Source organism: Desulfovibrio desulfuricans DSM 642, from assembly GCF_000420465.1.
In the GTDB taxonomy this organism is placed as follows: Bacteria; Desulfobacterota; Desulfovibrionia; order Desulfovibrionales; family Desulfovibrionaceae; genus Desulfovibrio; species Desulfovibrio desulfuricans.
In genome coordinates, this window is record NZ_ATUZ01000014.1 from 364,807 (window position 1) to 378,826 (window position 14,020).

Below are 14,020 nucleotides of genomic sequence, written 5' to 3' on the forward strand. Positions count from 1 at the left end.
CTGTGAATTCTAATCGTATTGATTTTTGCTCTTGCAGTCAAAAGGGATAAAGGCTCTTGCATGTTATATTTGCAGAACCTTCCCTGTATGGCGCAGTCGGCGAAACAGCGGGCCAGAGCAGCGGGAACCATTGTCTGCCGCAGTTTTGCCCAAGATAGCAGGTAACAGGCTCTACGCGAGCAAGAGCCCTGCTGGCAATTGTGGGCGGCATTGCCGCCTTGTGTGTGGCTCCAATTGGTGTATTGCCCATTTTGCTTGGGGGGACATGCCTCGTTGTCTTGGCATTCTCTGGGCAAAAGTATAGCAATGCCCATGTCGCCATCAATATTGCTCGCCATCCTCTTTGCCGCATTTCTGCACGCGCTTTGGAATATTATTGTCAAAAGCGGTGAGAACAAGCTGTTTGAAACAGGCTTGAACGCCTTTGGCGCTTGCGTGGGCGCGTTGTGCCTGCTGCCTTTTTTGCCGCCTCTTCCGAAGGCCTCGTGGCCTTATCTTGGCATGTCGTGCCTGTGCCACCTTGGGTATTACATCTGCATTTCCGCCGCATATGAGCGGGTAGACATGTCCTTTGCTTACACAGTAATGCGCGGCTGCGCGCCCTTGCTCACCTCGCTGGCACTGCTGGCCTTTGGCGTGAACATGTCTGTGGGCGCGTGGTGCGGCGTGCTTACGCTGTGCGCGGGGATTCTGTGCCTTGCCACGGATAATATGCGCCGTGGATATGGTTGGAGCGAAGTTTTTATCTCGTTGCGCACATCATGCATCATTATGGGGTACACGCTGGCGGACGGCCTTGGTGCGCGTGAAAGCGGCAACGCTGCCACCTACACCACCTGGATTTTTTTGATCAACGCGGTCCCCGTGCATGTTTACATCCTGTGGCGGTATGGCTGGAGCTACGTGAGCTATGCCCGTAAGCGGCTTGCTGTGGGTACGTTTGGCGGGTTGGCGAGCATGGGGTCATACGGTATCGCCCTGTGGGCCATGACACTTGCGCCCATTGCAGTGGTGGCGGCCCTGCGCGAGACCTCGGTGATCTTTGGCATGCTGCTGGCCATGTGGCTGCTGCACGAGCGTTTTACGCCCTTGCGTGGATTTTCTGTGCTGCTGGTTGTCGGTGGTGCCGCACTGCTCAAGCTGGCCTGATCAGAAGGTTGCAGGCAGGCGGGCTGGCCCGGTAATTATGGCGGCGGGCTATTGCGAATGCCTGCCATTGTTGAAGCCTGGGTGCATGCCCCCCAGTGCGGCGATAGTTCTGCCACTGGGGCAAGGTGCCAGCCCCGGTAGAGATCACGGGTGCATCCCCGACTTAATAACCCCCCTCGCTGTTTGTTGCTGGCAGGCAACAAGAAAGGGCGCTCCCTTGCGGGAACGCCCTTTTGTATTTTGAAGCAGAACCAGACTAGCTGTTTTCGCTTTCTTCAAACTTCTGCTTGAGTAGGTCGCCCAGGCTCTGACCGGCTTCTTGCGGGCCGGAATGGAATTCCTTGGGCTTGCGGCGTTCTTCTTCGTCCTTGATCTGCTTGATGGAGAGGCCCAGACGGCGCTCTTCAGCGCTGACATGAATGACCTTGGCCTGGATTTCCTGGCCTTCCTTGTAGATCTCGGCGGGGGTCTTCACTTTCTTGCTGGAAAGTTCGGACACGTGCACCAGACCTTCAATGCCTTCTTCCACTTCAACAAAGAGGCCGAAGTCGGTGATGTTGGTCACGATACCCTTGATGGTGCAGCCCACGGGGTAGGTGTTGGGCACATGGCCCCACGGATCGTCCACCAGCTGCTTCACGCCGAGGGTGAACTTTTCGTTTTCCTGATCCACGGTCAGCACCTTGGCCTGCACGGTGTCGCCCACCTTGTACAGTTCGTTGGGATGACGCACTTTCTTGGTCCAGGAAATGTCGGAAACGTGGATAAGACCGTCGATGCCGTCTTCGATGCCAATGAACATGCCGAATTCGGTGATGTTCTTGATGACGCCTTCAAGGACGGTGCCTTCGGGGTACTTTTCAGCAACCAGTTCCCAGGGATTGGGACGAACCTGCTTCATGCCGAGGCTGATGCGCTTCTTGTCGCCGTCCACGCCCAGGATGACCACTTCGACTTCGTCGCCGGTGTGAACCATCTGGGAAGGATGACGCAGCTTGCGGGTCCAGGACATTTCGGAAATGTGCACCAGGCCTTCAACGCCGGGTTCCAGTTCCACAAATGCGCCGTAGTCAACCAGGTTGGTGACCTTGCCGCTGCACTTGGCCCCTTCGGGGAAGCGGGCGGAGATGTCCTGCCACGGATCGGGCACGAGCTGCTTGAGGCCGAGGGAAACTTTGTTGTTGTCGCGATCGAAGGAAAGCACCTTCAGGGTCAGTTCCTGGCCGATGGTGATCATTTCCTTGGGATGGCGAATGCGCTTCCAGCTCATGTCGGTGATGTGCAGCAGGCCGTCGAGGCCGCCGAGGTCAACAAACACGCCGTATTCGGTGATGTTCTTGGCCTTACCGGTAACGATCTGGTTTTCTTCAAGGGTGCGCAGCAGATCCTGGCGTTTGGAATCGCGCTCCTCTTCAAGCAGCACGCGGCGAGAAACGATAACGTTGCTGCGGCGGCGGTTGATCTTGAGCACACGGAATTCGAATTCCTGGTTGACCAGGGCATCCATATCCGGCACGGGGCGCAGATCCACATGTGAACCGGGCAAAAACGCTTCCACACCGCCGATGTCCACGGTGTAGCCACCCTTGATGCGGCGGACAATGTGGCCCTTGATGACCCGGTTGTTTTCCTGCACGTCTTCGAGCTGGTCGAACACCTGCATGCGCTTGGCTTTCTCGAAAGAAAGAGTGATGGTGCCGTCGTTTTCGTTTTTGCGAACAACGTAAACGTCAACACGATCGCCCACTTTGACGGAAATGTTGCCGGCGGGGTCGCGGAATTCTGCCGCGGGAATCTGCCCTTCGGACTTAAAATTCACGTCAACAAGCACATTGTCATCATCCACGCGGACGATTTCGCCCTTCGTGATAGAGCCTTCCTCAAGATCGCCGAAATCGGGATTGAGGTAGTTTTCAAGGGCGCTTTCGAAATTGATTTCGTTGTCGTGCCCGGTTTCCAAACCTGCCATATGTCCAGCCTCCAAACATAATTTCCCCATAACAGGGAGGTGCCTTATTATCAGGATTTCAGTAAAAGAACAAGAAAAAATACGCGCCAAATCGGCTTTAGCCGCCGAAAAATCGGGATTCCACGCCGCTCCGGACGGCGCAGGCGCGGCAACCCGCGCGGGGCATACCCTGCAAGGGCCTGTCTGGCGGGGCTTGCAGGGTATGCCCACTTGACTTTTATTGCCGCATGAATTGTTTTGAAAAGGTCGGCGGGGAATTCCGTTAAAATCGGAAACAGTCGCGCTGCGGTAAGAGGGAACGAAGCTTCATCGTTCCGCCACATGGCGGGGCGCTACAGCCAGTCGCGCTAGCGGCGAAGGCGAAGTCTAGGCAAGGGGCGCAAGGCCCCCATGCCCTCAAGTCCGAATATCCTCCGGCATTTCATCCAACTTCAACCCGTCAACGCGCCATTGAGGAGGTTGCCATGCTGCGTACTACGTCGCATTCCATTCTGCATTTTTTCACCCGTACCCTTTTGCCCATCCTTTTGCTGTGCGCCGTCATGGGCGCGCCTGCGCTTGCCCCTGCCGCGGAATCCGGCGCAGAAAGCCCCAAGTCGGGCGTGCTGCTGGTGGCCTTTGGCACCAGTGTTCCCGAAGCCCTGGCTTCCATGAAGGCCGTGGATGCGGAGTTCAAGGCCGCTTTTCCCGGTCAGCCTGTGGTGTGGGCCTATACCTCGCAGATTATCCGCAAAAAAATAGCCGCCGAGGGGCATCCCGTGGGCGGCATTAGCGATGGCCTCGCCCAGCTTGCCAAGGACGGCGTCAAGGTCGTGCGCGTACAGTCGCTGCACGTCATGGCGGGCGAGGAGTTCAGCGCGCTTGAACGGGCTGTGCTTATCGATCTGCAAAAAAATCCGGGCCGCTTTGACTCCGTGTTTCTTGGCCGCCCCATGCTGGAATCGAAAAAAGACGCGCAGGAGCTCATTCAGGCCATCAGGGAAGACGTCAAGTCCCTGCGCGGCAAGGATGCAGCCCTGGTGCTCATGGGCCACGGCCAGAGTCATGGCCGCGCGGATCTGACGTTTGAAGGCACACGCGCCGTGTTCCACGATGCGGACAAGCGCGTGTTTATGGCGACAGTCGAGGGCGCGCGCAGCGTGGACGACCTGCTGGTGGAACTCAAGGCCGCCAAGGTCAAGAAAGTGGTTATCGAGCCCCTCATGCTGGTGGCTGGCGACCATGCGCACAACGATCTGGCCGGGGATGAAGACGATTCCTGGGCCTCAAAGCTCAAGGCCGCAGGTTTCAAGGTGGAGACAAACCTCAAGGGTTTGGGCCAGATTGCCGGTGCACGCGCCATTCTGGTGCGCCATGCGCGTGAAGCCGCTGATGACCTGACCAAGGAACCCAAGAAGCAGTAGCGGGCGCTTCCTGCACCGCATATTTGTTGCGGGAGCCGCATAAGCCGGGACAGCGCGCCTGGTTTGTGCGGCTTCTGCGTTTTTGGGCGGGAAAATGGGGAGTGCGGGAGGTGCTGCTTCCATCGCTGGATTCTCGGGAATTTTCGTGGGGTTCAGTGCGCTTGAGTCTGTTTGTGCCTTAAGCCTGTCTGGTTACCAGCCATGCCAGCATGCCGCCCTGCGCCGCAATGGCGGCCGCAAAGGCCAGCCAGCAGCCCCAGAGGGGCAATGCCTTGGGCGCAATGCCCGCAGCCAGCGCCAGCATGCCCTGGAATGCCCGTTTGAGCGGCCACAGCAGCGCAAGCCCCGCCCACACTGAGGCGCTCAGGGTAAAAACCTGCAATTCCTTGACTTCCCACAGCCCCACCAGCGAAGCGTACAGATCCACCTTGCCCGCATTGTAGGCATTACCGATGAGTTCCAGCCTGTCCAGAGCCGGGCCGTCAGTGCAAATTGCGCCAAGAATGAAAAAAATGCCCACAAGGCCGAGAAACAGCAGCAGAAAAAGACCGAAGGTGCGCATTTGCCAGCGGGAATGCGCCACGCCAGCAAAATCGCCGATACGGCGCGCAAGAAAATGCAGGGGAATAGACAGAAGCGGCACTGGCACAATAAGCAGGCCCAGACCTGGCCTCACCAGCGCAAACGATCCCCCTGCAAGCATAAGATAGCCTGCAAGCGAGAAAATGGATGCGGGTAAGGCGGCAAGGGGCATACGCGCTCCAGTGTCGGCGGTTCTGGCGCGTAGAACAAGGACGCGCTCGCATAAAATCCTATGCCAAAAATGGGCAAAGGTCTATGCGGCAAAGGGAGTTGTGATAATTTGTCGGGGCTGGAGCGCATACGCGGCAATGCAAGCGTCGGCCGTCGGGCGAAGGGCAGGCGCTTTGTCCCACCCCCTCTGGGCGGCAACTTTAATCTGATTTTCTGGCCTAGCGTTTGGGCATGGCGAGAAAGGCGGGTATGCTGGCCGCAGCAGTACGGCAGGCTGGTGCATCCGGGTCAAAGCAGCACAGGATGGCGCACCATGATCCACCATCACGCTGTTGCGCCACGCAGCGGTCAAGCTGTCTGTCCGGGCAACTGGCGGCGGGGGCCAAATCCGGCAGGACGGAGCGGCAGGCAGCTTCAAGCCGCAGGCATTCAGCTTGCGCCTGTGCTTGATCCTGTTCCTTTCCCTGAGTTCTTGCTGGCGAGCTGTACCGGGCGCACCATGCTGGGCTGTCTACTTCTGCGATTTCTCTCGCGGAGGCAGCAGGGGGCAACAGGCACAGGGCCAGCAGGCTTGCGGCGGCAAAGCCCATGATAAAGGCGCAGGGCAAAAACCCTGCGCCAGTGCAATCAATATTTTTTGCCACGCCTAGCGCTTGTCCACCACGCGCTTGGATTTGCTGAAGGTACGCGGCAGGCTGGCGTAGTCCGCCACGCTCACGGAAACACGGGCCATGATGGCCTTGTGCAGGCGGGTTTCAAGCTCGTGGGCCAGGGCGGCATCGTTGCCTGCGGTCTGCCCCTGCCCGCGTTCCACGGTGAGGGCCAGATGGTCGAGTGAGCGCTCGTCGCGGGTGAGTTCCACCTGATATTCGCCGCCAAGTTCCGCAAACTGGCCGATAACTTCCATGAGCTGACCGGGGTAGATGTTTACGCCACGGTAAATGATCATGTCGTCCGAGCGCCCGAGGATGCGGTCATGGCGCGGCATGGCAAGGCCGCAGGAGCATTGGCCCGGCAGCAGGCGCGAAAGATCGTGAGTGCGGTAGCGCAGCAGGGGCACGGCCTCCTTGCACAGGCTGGTCACGACCATTTCGCCCACTTCGCCCTCGGCAACGGGCTGCATGGTGGCGGGGTCGAGCACTTCAATGATGAAGAGGTCGGCCCAGTAGTGCAGGCCTTCGTGGGCGTCGCAGTCGATGGCGGTGCCGGGGCCGTACATTTCGGTCATGCCGCCAATGTCGTAACAGCCCTCAAGGCCGAGCTTGCTTTCAATGGCGAGGCGCATCTTTTCACTGCGGGTTTCTGAACCGCAAACCATGCGCTTGAGCTTGATCTTGCCGCGCAGATCGGCGCGCTCCACTTCTTCTGCCAGCAGCAGGGCCATGGATGCGGTGGCCGTAAAGCCGGTGGCCCCCAGATCCTGCAAAAGCTGCAAGTGCATTTCAAGATTGCCCGGCCCCACAGGCACGGTAAGCATGCCAAGCCGTTCGCTGCCCACCTGAAAGCCCGCGCCAGCCGTCCACAGGCCGTAGCCCACGGCGAGCTGCATGCGGTCTTCGGGGGTAAAGCCCGCCAGTTCAAAGCAGCGGGCAATCTGAAGGCTGAACGTATCAATATCGCGTTGGGTGTAGGCCAGAATTTTGCGTTTGCCAGTGGTGCCGCTGGAGGCATGGATGCGCGCCACGTCACGCGGCGGTACGCACAGGAGCGGCAGGGGGTAACCCTCGCGCAGGTCTTCCACGTCGCAGGTGGGCAGGCGTTGCAGGTCGTCCAGGCTTGTGATGTCGTCCGGCTTCAGGCCGCAGGCTTCCAGCTTTGCCCTGTACTGGGGCGAATTCCAGGCCTGACGTACGGTGTAGCGCAGACCTTCAAGCTGTTTCTGGCGGATATCCTCATCGGTGAGCTGGGGAATAAAGCGATACGACATGAAGCTCTCCTGATTCCATTGGGGTCATGGGCTTGAAAAAGAAAATAAACCACACACTGCGGTTTTTTTGCGCCGCAGGCAAGCCCAAAGGGCGCTGCTGCCTACAGTTTGGCCCCAAGGGCGAACACTTCGCGCACCGAAAGCATGCGCTGCGCCGGTTCGGCATTCTTCTGCTGCTCCAGCGCCAGCATGAGCAACACGCGGGCCTTGGCGGGCGAAAGCATGCCGCCGGGCACAAAGCCCTCGTATTCATCAAGAGGCGTCACCGGGCCGGAACCGGTGCGGCTGCACCGGATAACAGGGATGCCCCCGGCAATGGCCTGCCGCAGCTCGTGGCGCACGGCATCGGGCATGGAGCCGTTGCCCATGCCAGCCAGCACTATACCCGCGCTGCGCTCCACGGAATAGCGCACAAGATCAACGGGCATGCCCGCGCAACCGTAGATCACATCCACGCGCGGCAGATTTTTGCGGCCTGCAAGTTCGGCAAAGGTTCCGGCCAGAGCGGGATCTTCCTCCCCGCCGTAGTAAAACTGGGGTTCGCCGTTGATAACCCGGCCAAGGCAGCCCGATTCCAGCGCGCGGAAGGCTTCCACATCAAGCGTGGCGACCTTTACAGCCGTGCGGGCCGAGAGCACCCGGCTGTTCATGACCAGCAGCGCGCCGCGCGCCTGCGCCTGCGGGCAGGCCGCCACAGCCACGGCATCGCGTATGTTGATGGGACCGTCTGCGCTCAGCGAGGTGGCGGGGCGCATGGAGCCGGTCAGCACCACGGGCTTGGGGCTGGCAAGGGTGAGGTGCAGATAGAAGGCCGATTCTTCCAGCGTGTCTGTACCGTGGGTCAGCACCACGCCGCAGATTTCGGGGTCGTCCAGCGCCTTGGCGCACTGCTCGCCCAGCATGGCCCAATGCTCGGGGGTGATGTTCTCGCTGGGCAGGTTGCCGCACTGCACACTGGTGATGCGGGCCACGCCCTCAATGCCGGGCAGGGTTTCGAGCATGCTGTCAACGGTGAGCACCCCCGCCTGATAGCTGATCTGCTCAAGCGGCGTGGGGGCAACGCCCGCAATGGTGCCGCCCGTGGCAATAAGGGCCACCTTGGGCAGGGAGGTTGCGCTGGAACTGGCAGATGACAAAGGATGATTGCTCATGGTGGCTCCTGCGGCGCGCTTTGCCTATGGACGGCAGGTTGCAGCCGCTTTGTCGTGAACAGTGTGCGCCGCAGTCCAGAGCATATCTATCTGCGGTTCGTTGGTATGCGGGCAGATGCTGCGCCCGGCGGGGATAAAACCCATGCGGGCATAGAATGCCAGGGCGCGGCTGTTTTTATCGTATACGGTGCAGCGGAGGCTGGCGTTCTTTTGATCGGGGAGTTCAGCCATCACCTGTTCCTGCACCAGTTCCAGAAGTTGCCGCCCAAGACCCTTGCCCCACCAGCGGGGCAGCACGAACAATCCCGCCAGATACGTGCAGTTGCCGTCCGGCAGGGTTGCGGCAAATGCGGCGGGCTCCCCATCGGCGGTCAGCAATAAGACCTGCGATGAAGGCAGGTAGTGCTCCGCCATAACTGCCCGCTGCCCGCGCCAGAACGCGGCAGGCACAAAGTCATGTCCTGCCAGAGAGGCCGCCAGCCAGATGTCGGCGCAGGTCGAATAATCCTTGGTAGATGCCGCCCTGACTGTTGTTACAGCCGGGCGTGGTGCGGCATGCCCTGCGGGGGCGGGAAAAGTTGTTGTTTTCATGGCCTCCCTCTGCTTAAGCGAGCAAGTGCAGCGCGTCAACAGCCGGGAACGCAGTACAGTCCCCGCGCTTGTGAAGCCGCGCGCGTTGCTTGGATTTGGAACAACATTGGTGTAGCGTGCCGCAATGGACAAAAAGAAAATACTCCTCGTGTCGTTAGGGCATTTGTCGTGCGATATTAATGGCGGTGCCTTGCCCGCCATACTGCCTTTTTTGCGGTCGGCCTTTGATTTGAGTTATCAGGCCACGGGCGGGCTGATGTTTGCCTACTCCTGCCTGTCGTCCATGATCCAGCCGCTGTTCGGCCTGCTTTCAGACAGGTTTTCCAAACCCTGGTTTATCCCAGTGGGCGTGCTGCTGGCGGGCTGCGGCCTCGCGGCCATTGGCTGGATGTCCGGCTACTGGGGGATATTTGCGGCTATCGGCCTGAGCGGCATTGGCGCGGCCCTGTTTCACCCGGAAGGGGCGCGTTTTGCCAATGCGGTTTCTGGGCAGAACAAGGGCACGGGCATGAGCCTGTTTTCCATTGGCGGCAATGGGGGCTTTGTGCTGGGGCCGCTGCTGGCCACGGCCTGCCTTGGGGCTTTTGGCCTGACAGGGACGACAGTTTTTGCCGTGCTGGCTGTGATAACCGCGAGCATTCTGGTGTGGTCCATCGCCCGCATGGGCGCTACCAAGAAGGTGGGCACAGCGGCAGGCGGCAAGGCCGGGCCAGCTTTTGCGGCGGAGGGGGAAACCCCCGGCGAGAACAACTGGCGCGAATTTTCAAAGCTGACGGTCTCCATCGTTACCCGTTCCATCACCTTTGTGGGCTTTAACACCTTTATTCCGCTCTACTGGGTCAGCGCCTTCGGGCAGTCCACGGCAACGGGCGCGGTGGCCCTGACCTTTTTCAGCGTATGCGGTGTTATCAGCAATGTTTTCGGCGGGATGCTTTCTGACCGATTTGGCTACCGCGCCGTCATCCGCGCGGTGTTCGCCCTGTTGCCGCCTGTGGTGGCGGCATTCAGCCTGAGCAACAACCTGTACGCGGCCTGGGCTTTGCTGCCCCTGCTGGGTTTTGTGCTGTACGCGCCATTCAGCGCGCAGGTGGTGCTGGGCCAACAGTATCTTGCCAAGAACATCGGTTTTGCCTCGGGCATTACCCTTGGACTGGCAACCAGCCTTGGCGGCGTGGTGGCCCCGCTGCTCGGCTGGATTGCAGACAACTACGGCATGCCAGCCACCTTTCAGTCGCTGGCGGCGCTTTCCATTGTGGGCGCGATTTTTGCCTATTCCCTCAAACCCGTATCCGTGAAGAAGGAAAAGAAGGCATGAACAACAGACAAAAAACGGAACCTCCCCATGCAGCGCATGCGCTGACGCGCGAAGTGCCGCTGATCGGCACCGTGCGTATCGTGGAGCGCGGGGGGAGCGTAATTCGGCTCGACCTTGGCTCCACGGCACCCTTTGAACCATTGAAAGATACTACGGAACAGGAAACGTCCTTGCTGAACGAAGCCTTCAAGCAACTGGGCGAATATCTGACCGGGAAGCGCCGCGATTTTGATTTGCCCCTTGCCCCGGAGGGCACGGACTTTCAGCGCGGCGTGTGGCGTACCCTGCAAACGATACCCTACGGGCAGACCCGCAGCTACAGGCAGGTAGCCGAAGCCGCCAATTGTCCCAAGGGATACCGGGCGGTGGGCCTTGCCAACAATCGCAACCCCATTGCCATATTCATTCCCTGCCACCGCGTTATCGGCGCGGACGGCAAAATGGTTGGCTACGGCGGCGGATTGCCGATCAAGGAAGCCCTGTTGCATCTGGAGGGTTACCTGTAGTCGCAGGCTTTTTCAGGCGGCACGTGTGCCGGTTTTGGGCCGTCCTTCGGGGCGGCTTTTTTTGCGCGCATAGCCCTTCCTGCCCGGAGGGCAAACCTGCGCCGGGCGCTGCATCTTCCCACTTGCGTTTCTCCGCATATGACCGCGTTTCTTGTGTTGCTATGTGTGCGTTCTGGGCTGGCGATAATGTTCGCAAATGATGTAATGCATTGAAAACATAATGTTAATTTGCATGCTGGTTTGTGCATAATCTGGCCCTGCGGGCGCATGGGTGAACCCCGGTTCCGCTATCGGGCAGAATGTCGGCATTGTGCGCAAGAACAAAAAATTGGCGTAGACATTGTTCAAAACTATAATAACAGAATGTAATTTTTATGTTTGTTTTGAACATTTCAAGGATGGACAGCCCTGCAACGTTGGGCAGGAACTCCAGCTCCTGCTTGCGGGGCACGCCCATTATCGCACGGCGCATAAAAAAGGCAGCGGCAGAATGAAGGGGAGCCTTCATCCTGCCGCTGCCAAAAATCCATGCCCTAAATGCGGGCGCTCAAATTGTGCGTAATTGATTTATTATCCTGTTATTATTGAAATAATTATTTGAATAAACTGTTCCTAACCACCAAAACCTTGCGCCAAGGGCATGGAATCTGCCAAGCTTCGTAAATTACGGGCACTGCGAACATTACAGACGCTGCGGGCGTACGGGCAGCATGGGGCCAAGGTCTATACCCGCAGGGCTGACCAGTGCGCGGAAGGGATACATCTCCACCCCTGCGGAAAGCGCTTCGTAAAACAGGGTGGCATAGGCTGGATCAATGAAATCCGCCGGAGCAAAGCATTCTCCGTCCGGGCGCTGCACCAGATAGAACATGGCTGCGCGTTCGCCGCAGGCCACAATGTCCATAAGTTCGCGCAGATGCTTTTGTCCGCGTTCGCTGGCTGCATCGGGAAAGCAAGCGGCGTTGTCTTCCACCATTGTGACGTTTTTGCACTCCACCCACAGGGGCGGCAGACCGGGGGCCGTGAGCAGACCGTCCAGCCTGCTTTGTCCGCGTTTGGCCTCGCGCACAATGGTGGTGTAGCCCTGCGCAAAGGGCAGGCGGCGCGCGTGAAAAGCCGCCTCAAGCATGCGGTTGGGGGTGCTTGTGTTCACGCCCACCCAGAAGCCGCTGGCAGGGGAGTGAGCGCCAGGTTCGTATGCGCCAGATCCGTGCGTGTTCTCAACCAGTTCAGGCACGGCCCTGCGCGCCAGCCACACGCATTCCTGCGTATATTTGAGTTTGCGGTCAGGGTTGCTCGCCGGGGATGCCAGCACCGGCGCGCCGGGCAGGCACAGGCCCAGCATGCTGCCCGAATTGTTGCTGTGCACCCACAGGTCTGCGCCCTGATGCTGCAGCAGCACGCTGAAGCGTTTGCGGCGCGCCACAAAGGCGGCCACAATGTAGTGGGGCGGCAAGGGCAGCAGCGGGGCAGTGCTGGCGGGGTCGGGCAGGCCTCCGCATGAGGGCCGGGAGATATCCGCAGCGGCTGTATGTGCTGCATTTTTGGGTTCAGAGCTCATTTACACCCCGATATGAAGCTGCTAGAAACAGCCAGTTGTGAGTACGCCTGCCGATTGCGGGTGCGTTGCATACGCCAAGGAGCCCCCTTATGCAGATTTCAGACCGTCTGAGCAGTATCAAACCTTCTCTGACACTAAGTGTCAACAGCCGCGCCCTCGAGCTTAAGGCCCAGGGCATTTCCGTAATCAGCCTTGCCGTGGGCGAGCCGGACTTTCCCACGCCCAAACACGTTTGCGAGGCTGCCAAAGCGGCTATTGACGACAATTTTTGCCGCTACACCGCCGTGCCGGGCATTCCCGAACTCCGCAAGGCAGCGGGCGCGTATTTTGAAAGAAACTACGGCGTTCCGGTTGCAATGGAATCCATTGTTATCGGCGCGGGCGGCAAGCACTGCCTCTATAATTTCATGCAGACCACGCTCAACCCCGGCGATGAGGTGCTTGTGCCTGCCCCGTACTGGCTCAGCTACCCCGATATGGTCATGCTGACCGGAGCAACCCCCGTGCCTGTGCTGGCCGGGCCGGAACAGGGCTTCAAGGTGACGCCCGCCATGCTTGAGGCGCACACCACGGATAAAACCAAGCTGCTCATTCTGAACTCGCCCAGCAACCCCACTGGCGCGGTCTACACCGAGGCCGAATTTACGGCCATCATGGATTGGGCCATTGCGCGCGGGCTGTTTGTGCTTTCTGATGAAATTTACGACCAGCTTGTGTTCGCCCCTGCCAAAATGACCAGCGCCATCAGCTGGTTTGTCAAGTATCCCGAGCAGGTGGCCGTGCTCAACGGCCTCTCGAAGAGCTATGCCATGACAGGCTGGCGCGTGGGCTTTTTGGCTGCGCACCCGACCCTGATCAAAAAGATATCGGCCATGCAGGGCCACAGCACCTCGAATATCTGCTCCATCGCGCAGAAGGCGGGCCTTGCCGCCCTGACCGGCAGCATGGAGTGTGTGGACAAAATGCGCGAGGCCTTTGTGCGGCGGCGCGATTTTGCCATGAAGATCATTGAGGGCTGGCCCTTTGCCATCTGCCCCAAGCCCGATGGCGCGTTCTATCTCTTTTTGGACGTTTCCAAGTGCTATGGCGGCAGCGTGAACAACTCCACCGACCTTTGCACCCTGCTGCTCGACAAAGCCCACGTGGCCGTGGTGCCGGGCGCGGCCTTTGGCGACGACAAGTGCATCCGCTTCTCTTACGCTGTGGGGGACGACGTGCTCAAGGGCGCGCTGGAAAGCATTGGCGCGGTACTCGCCGATCTGGCTGCGGAGCCGAAATAGCGCTGAAAACCGCGGCAGAATTGCCGCCAAAACCGCCGCTGTAAAAAAAATGCAAAATTGTATTGACAGTTAGGCTGGTTTTGGTCATTCTGCTTTTCGCCGTGGGGCTGTAGCTCAGTTGGGAGAGCGCTTGAATGGCATTCAAGAGGTCAAGAGTTCAATTCTCTTCAGCTCCACCAGATAGGTAATTAAAACCCCCGATCATTGAAAAATGGTCGGGGGTTTTTTACGTTAACTGCTTTCGCGCGATTAGCCCTATATTTTGATTTTTTTCTTACTTGTGCTTGGGGCACAGTTCTTCTATTTTTCGTTCTGTAAGTTGTGCAAAAACACTTTTACTATCGAGGCCACTGCTACATATTTTTTTAGTCGCGTCATCTTTCCACTCCAAATTACCAGCACCTGGAAATTTTAG

General features: G+C 58.9%; 12 protein-coding genes, 1 tRNA gene and 1 riboswitch. Of the genes, 6 read left to right on the forward strand and 7 right to left on the reverse strand.

The window, feature by feature from the left end; all coding sequences use genetic code 11:
* Window positions 1-312: 312 nt before the first annotated feature.
* Entirely contained in the window at window positions 313-1,149 is an 837-nt protein-coding gene (locus tag G449_RS0109780) for a DMT family transporter (protein ID WP_022659134.1), read from the forward strand.
* Between the two features lie 256 nt (window positions 1,150-1,405).
* On the opposite strand, the gene G449_RS0109785 is transcribed toward G449_RS0109780, so the two are convergent.
* Window positions 1,406-3,118, reverse strand: a complete 1,713-nt coding sequence (locus G449_RS0109785) for a 30S ribosomal protein S1 (RefSeq protein WP_022659135.1) — start codon at window positions 3,116-3,118, stop codon at window positions 1,406-1,408.
* 207 nt (window positions 3,119-3,325) lie between these two features.
* Window positions 3,326-3,550: riboswitch (cobalamin riboswitch) on the forward strand.
* A gap of 32 nt (window positions 3,551-3,582) precedes the next feature.
* Between G449_RS0109785 and G449_RS0109790 the strand changes: the two genes are divergently transcribed.
* Window positions 3,583-4,521: a sirohydrochlorin cobaltochelatase gene (locus G449_RS0109790; RefSeq protein ID WP_022659136.1), complete on the forward strand. Its 939-nt coding sequence runs from the start codon at window positions 3,583-3,585 to the stop codon at window positions 4,519-4,521.
* 178 nt (window positions 4,522-4,699) lie between these two features.
* Here G449_RS0109790 and G449_RS0109795 read toward each other — a convergent pair whose 3' ends face one another.
* The 5 genes from G449_RS0109795 to G449_RS16735 form a co-directional block, all read right to left on the reverse strand.
* Window positions 4,700-5,275 carry a hypothetical protein gene (locus G449_RS0109795; RefSeq protein ID WP_022659137.1) on the reverse strand — a complete coding sequence of 192 codons (576 nt, stop codon included), beginning with the start codon at window positions 5,273-5,275 and terminating at the stop codon, window positions 4,700-4,702.
* 217 nt (window positions 5,276-5,492) lie between these two features.
* Entirely contained in the window at window positions 5,493-5,918 is a 426-nt protein-coding gene (locus G449_RS0109800; protein WP_022659138.1) for a hypothetical protein, read from the reverse strand.
* A gap of 2 nt (window positions 5,919-5,920) precedes the next feature.
* On the reverse strand, window positions 5,921-7,201 hold the full coding sequence (locus G449_RS0109805; protein ID WP_022659139.1) for a phenylacetate--CoA ligase family protein: 1,281 nt from the start codon (window positions 7,199-7,201) through the stop codon (window positions 5,921-5,923).
* A gap of 101 nt (window positions 7,202-7,302) precedes the next feature.
* Complete coding sequence (locus G449_RS16730; protein ID WP_022659140.1) at window positions 7,303-8,352, reverse strand: asparaginase; 1,050 nt, start codon at window positions 8,350-8,352, stop codon at window positions 7,303-7,305.
* 24 nt (window positions 8,353-8,376) lie between these two features.
* Entirely contained in the window at window positions 8,377-8,943 is a 567-nt protein-coding gene (locus G449_RS16735) for a GNAT family N-acetyltransferase (RefSeq protein WP_022659141.1), read from the reverse strand.
* A gap of 124 nt (window positions 8,944-9,067) precedes the next feature.
* On the opposite strand from G449_RS16735, the gene G449_RS16740 reads away from it, so the two are divergent.
* A complete protein-coding gene (locus tag G449_RS16740; RefSeq protein WP_022659142.1) occupies window positions 9,068-10,258 on the forward strand; it encodes an MFS transporter in 1,191 nt (396 codons plus the stop codon).
* Entirely contained in the window at window positions 10,255-10,764 is a 510-nt protein-coding gene (locus G449_RS0109835) for a methylated-DNA--[protein]-cysteine S-methyltransferase (protein ID WP_022659143.1), read from the forward strand. Before G449_RS16740 ends, G449_RS0109835 begins: the two co-directional genes overlap by 4 nt.
* 682 nt (window positions 10,765-11,446) lie before the next feature.
* Here the strand turns inward: G449_RS0109835 and sfsA are convergent.
* Entirely contained in the window at window positions 11,447-12,325 is an 879-nt protein-coding gene (gene sfsA / locus G449_RS0109850) for a DNA/RNA nuclease SfsA (RefSeq protein WP_022659145.1), read from the reverse strand.
* A gap of 89 nt (window positions 12,326-12,414) precedes the next feature.
* Between sfsA and G449_RS0109855 the strand changes: the two genes are divergently transcribed.
* Both G449_RS0109855 and G449_RS0109860 read left to right on the forward strand, forming a co-directional pair.
* The gene (locus G449_RS0109855; protein WP_022659146.1) at window positions 12,415-13,605 is read left to right on the forward strand and encodes a pyridoxal phosphate-dependent aminotransferase; all 1,191 of its coding nucleotides are present in this window, start codon (window positions 12,415-12,417) and stop codon (window positions 13,603-13,605) included.
* A 103-nt stretch (window positions 13,606-13,708) separates the two neighbouring features.
* Window positions 13,709-13,784: transfer RNA gene (locus tag G449_RS0109860), tRNA-Ala, on the forward strand.
* Window positions 13,785-14,020 lie beyond the last annotated feature (236 nt).

Coding starts and splice junctions, on each gene's coding strand:
- G449_RS0109780 (WP_022659134.1), top strand. CDS start 313: ATGTCGCCATCAATATTGCTCGCCATCCTCTTTGCCGCATTTCTGCAC.
- G449_RS0109785 (WP_022659135.1), bottom strand. CDS start 3,118: ATGGCAGGTTTGGAAACCGGGCACGACAACGAAATCAATTTCGAAAGC.
- G449_RS0109790 (WP_022659136.1), top strand. CDS start 3,583: ATGCTGCGTACTACGTCGCATTCCATTCTGCATTTTTTCACCCGTACC.
- G449_RS0109795 (WP_022659137.1), bottom strand. CDS start 5,275: ATGCCCCTTGCCGCCTTACCCGCATCCATTTTCTCGCTTGCAGGCTAT.
- G449_RS0109805 (WP_022659139.1), bottom strand. CDS start 7,201: ATGTCGTATCGCTTTATTCCCCAGCTCACCGATGAGGATATCCGCCAG.
- G449_RS16730 (WP_022659140.1), bottom strand. CDS start 8,352: ATGAGCAATCATCCTTTGTCATCTGCCAGTTCCAGCGCAACCTCCCTG.
- G449_RS16735 (WP_022659141.1), bottom strand. CDS start 8,943: ATGAAAACAACAACTTTTCCCGCCCCCGCAGGGCATGCCGCACCACGC.
- G449_RS16740 (WP_022659142.1), top strand. CDS start 9,068: ATGGACAAAAAGAAAATACTCCTCGTGTCGTTAGGGCATTTGTCGTGC.
- G449_RS0109835 (WP_022659143.1), top strand. CDS start 10,255: ATGAACAACAGACAAAAAACGGAACCTCCCCATGCAGCGCATGCGCTG.
- sfsA (WP_022659145.1), bottom strand. CDS start 12,325: ATGAGCTCTGAACCCAAAAATGCAGCACATACAGCCGCTGCGGATATC.
- G449_RS0109855 (WP_022659146.1), top strand. CDS start 12,415: ATGCAGATTTCAGACCGTCTGAGCAGTATCAAACCTTCTCTGACACTA.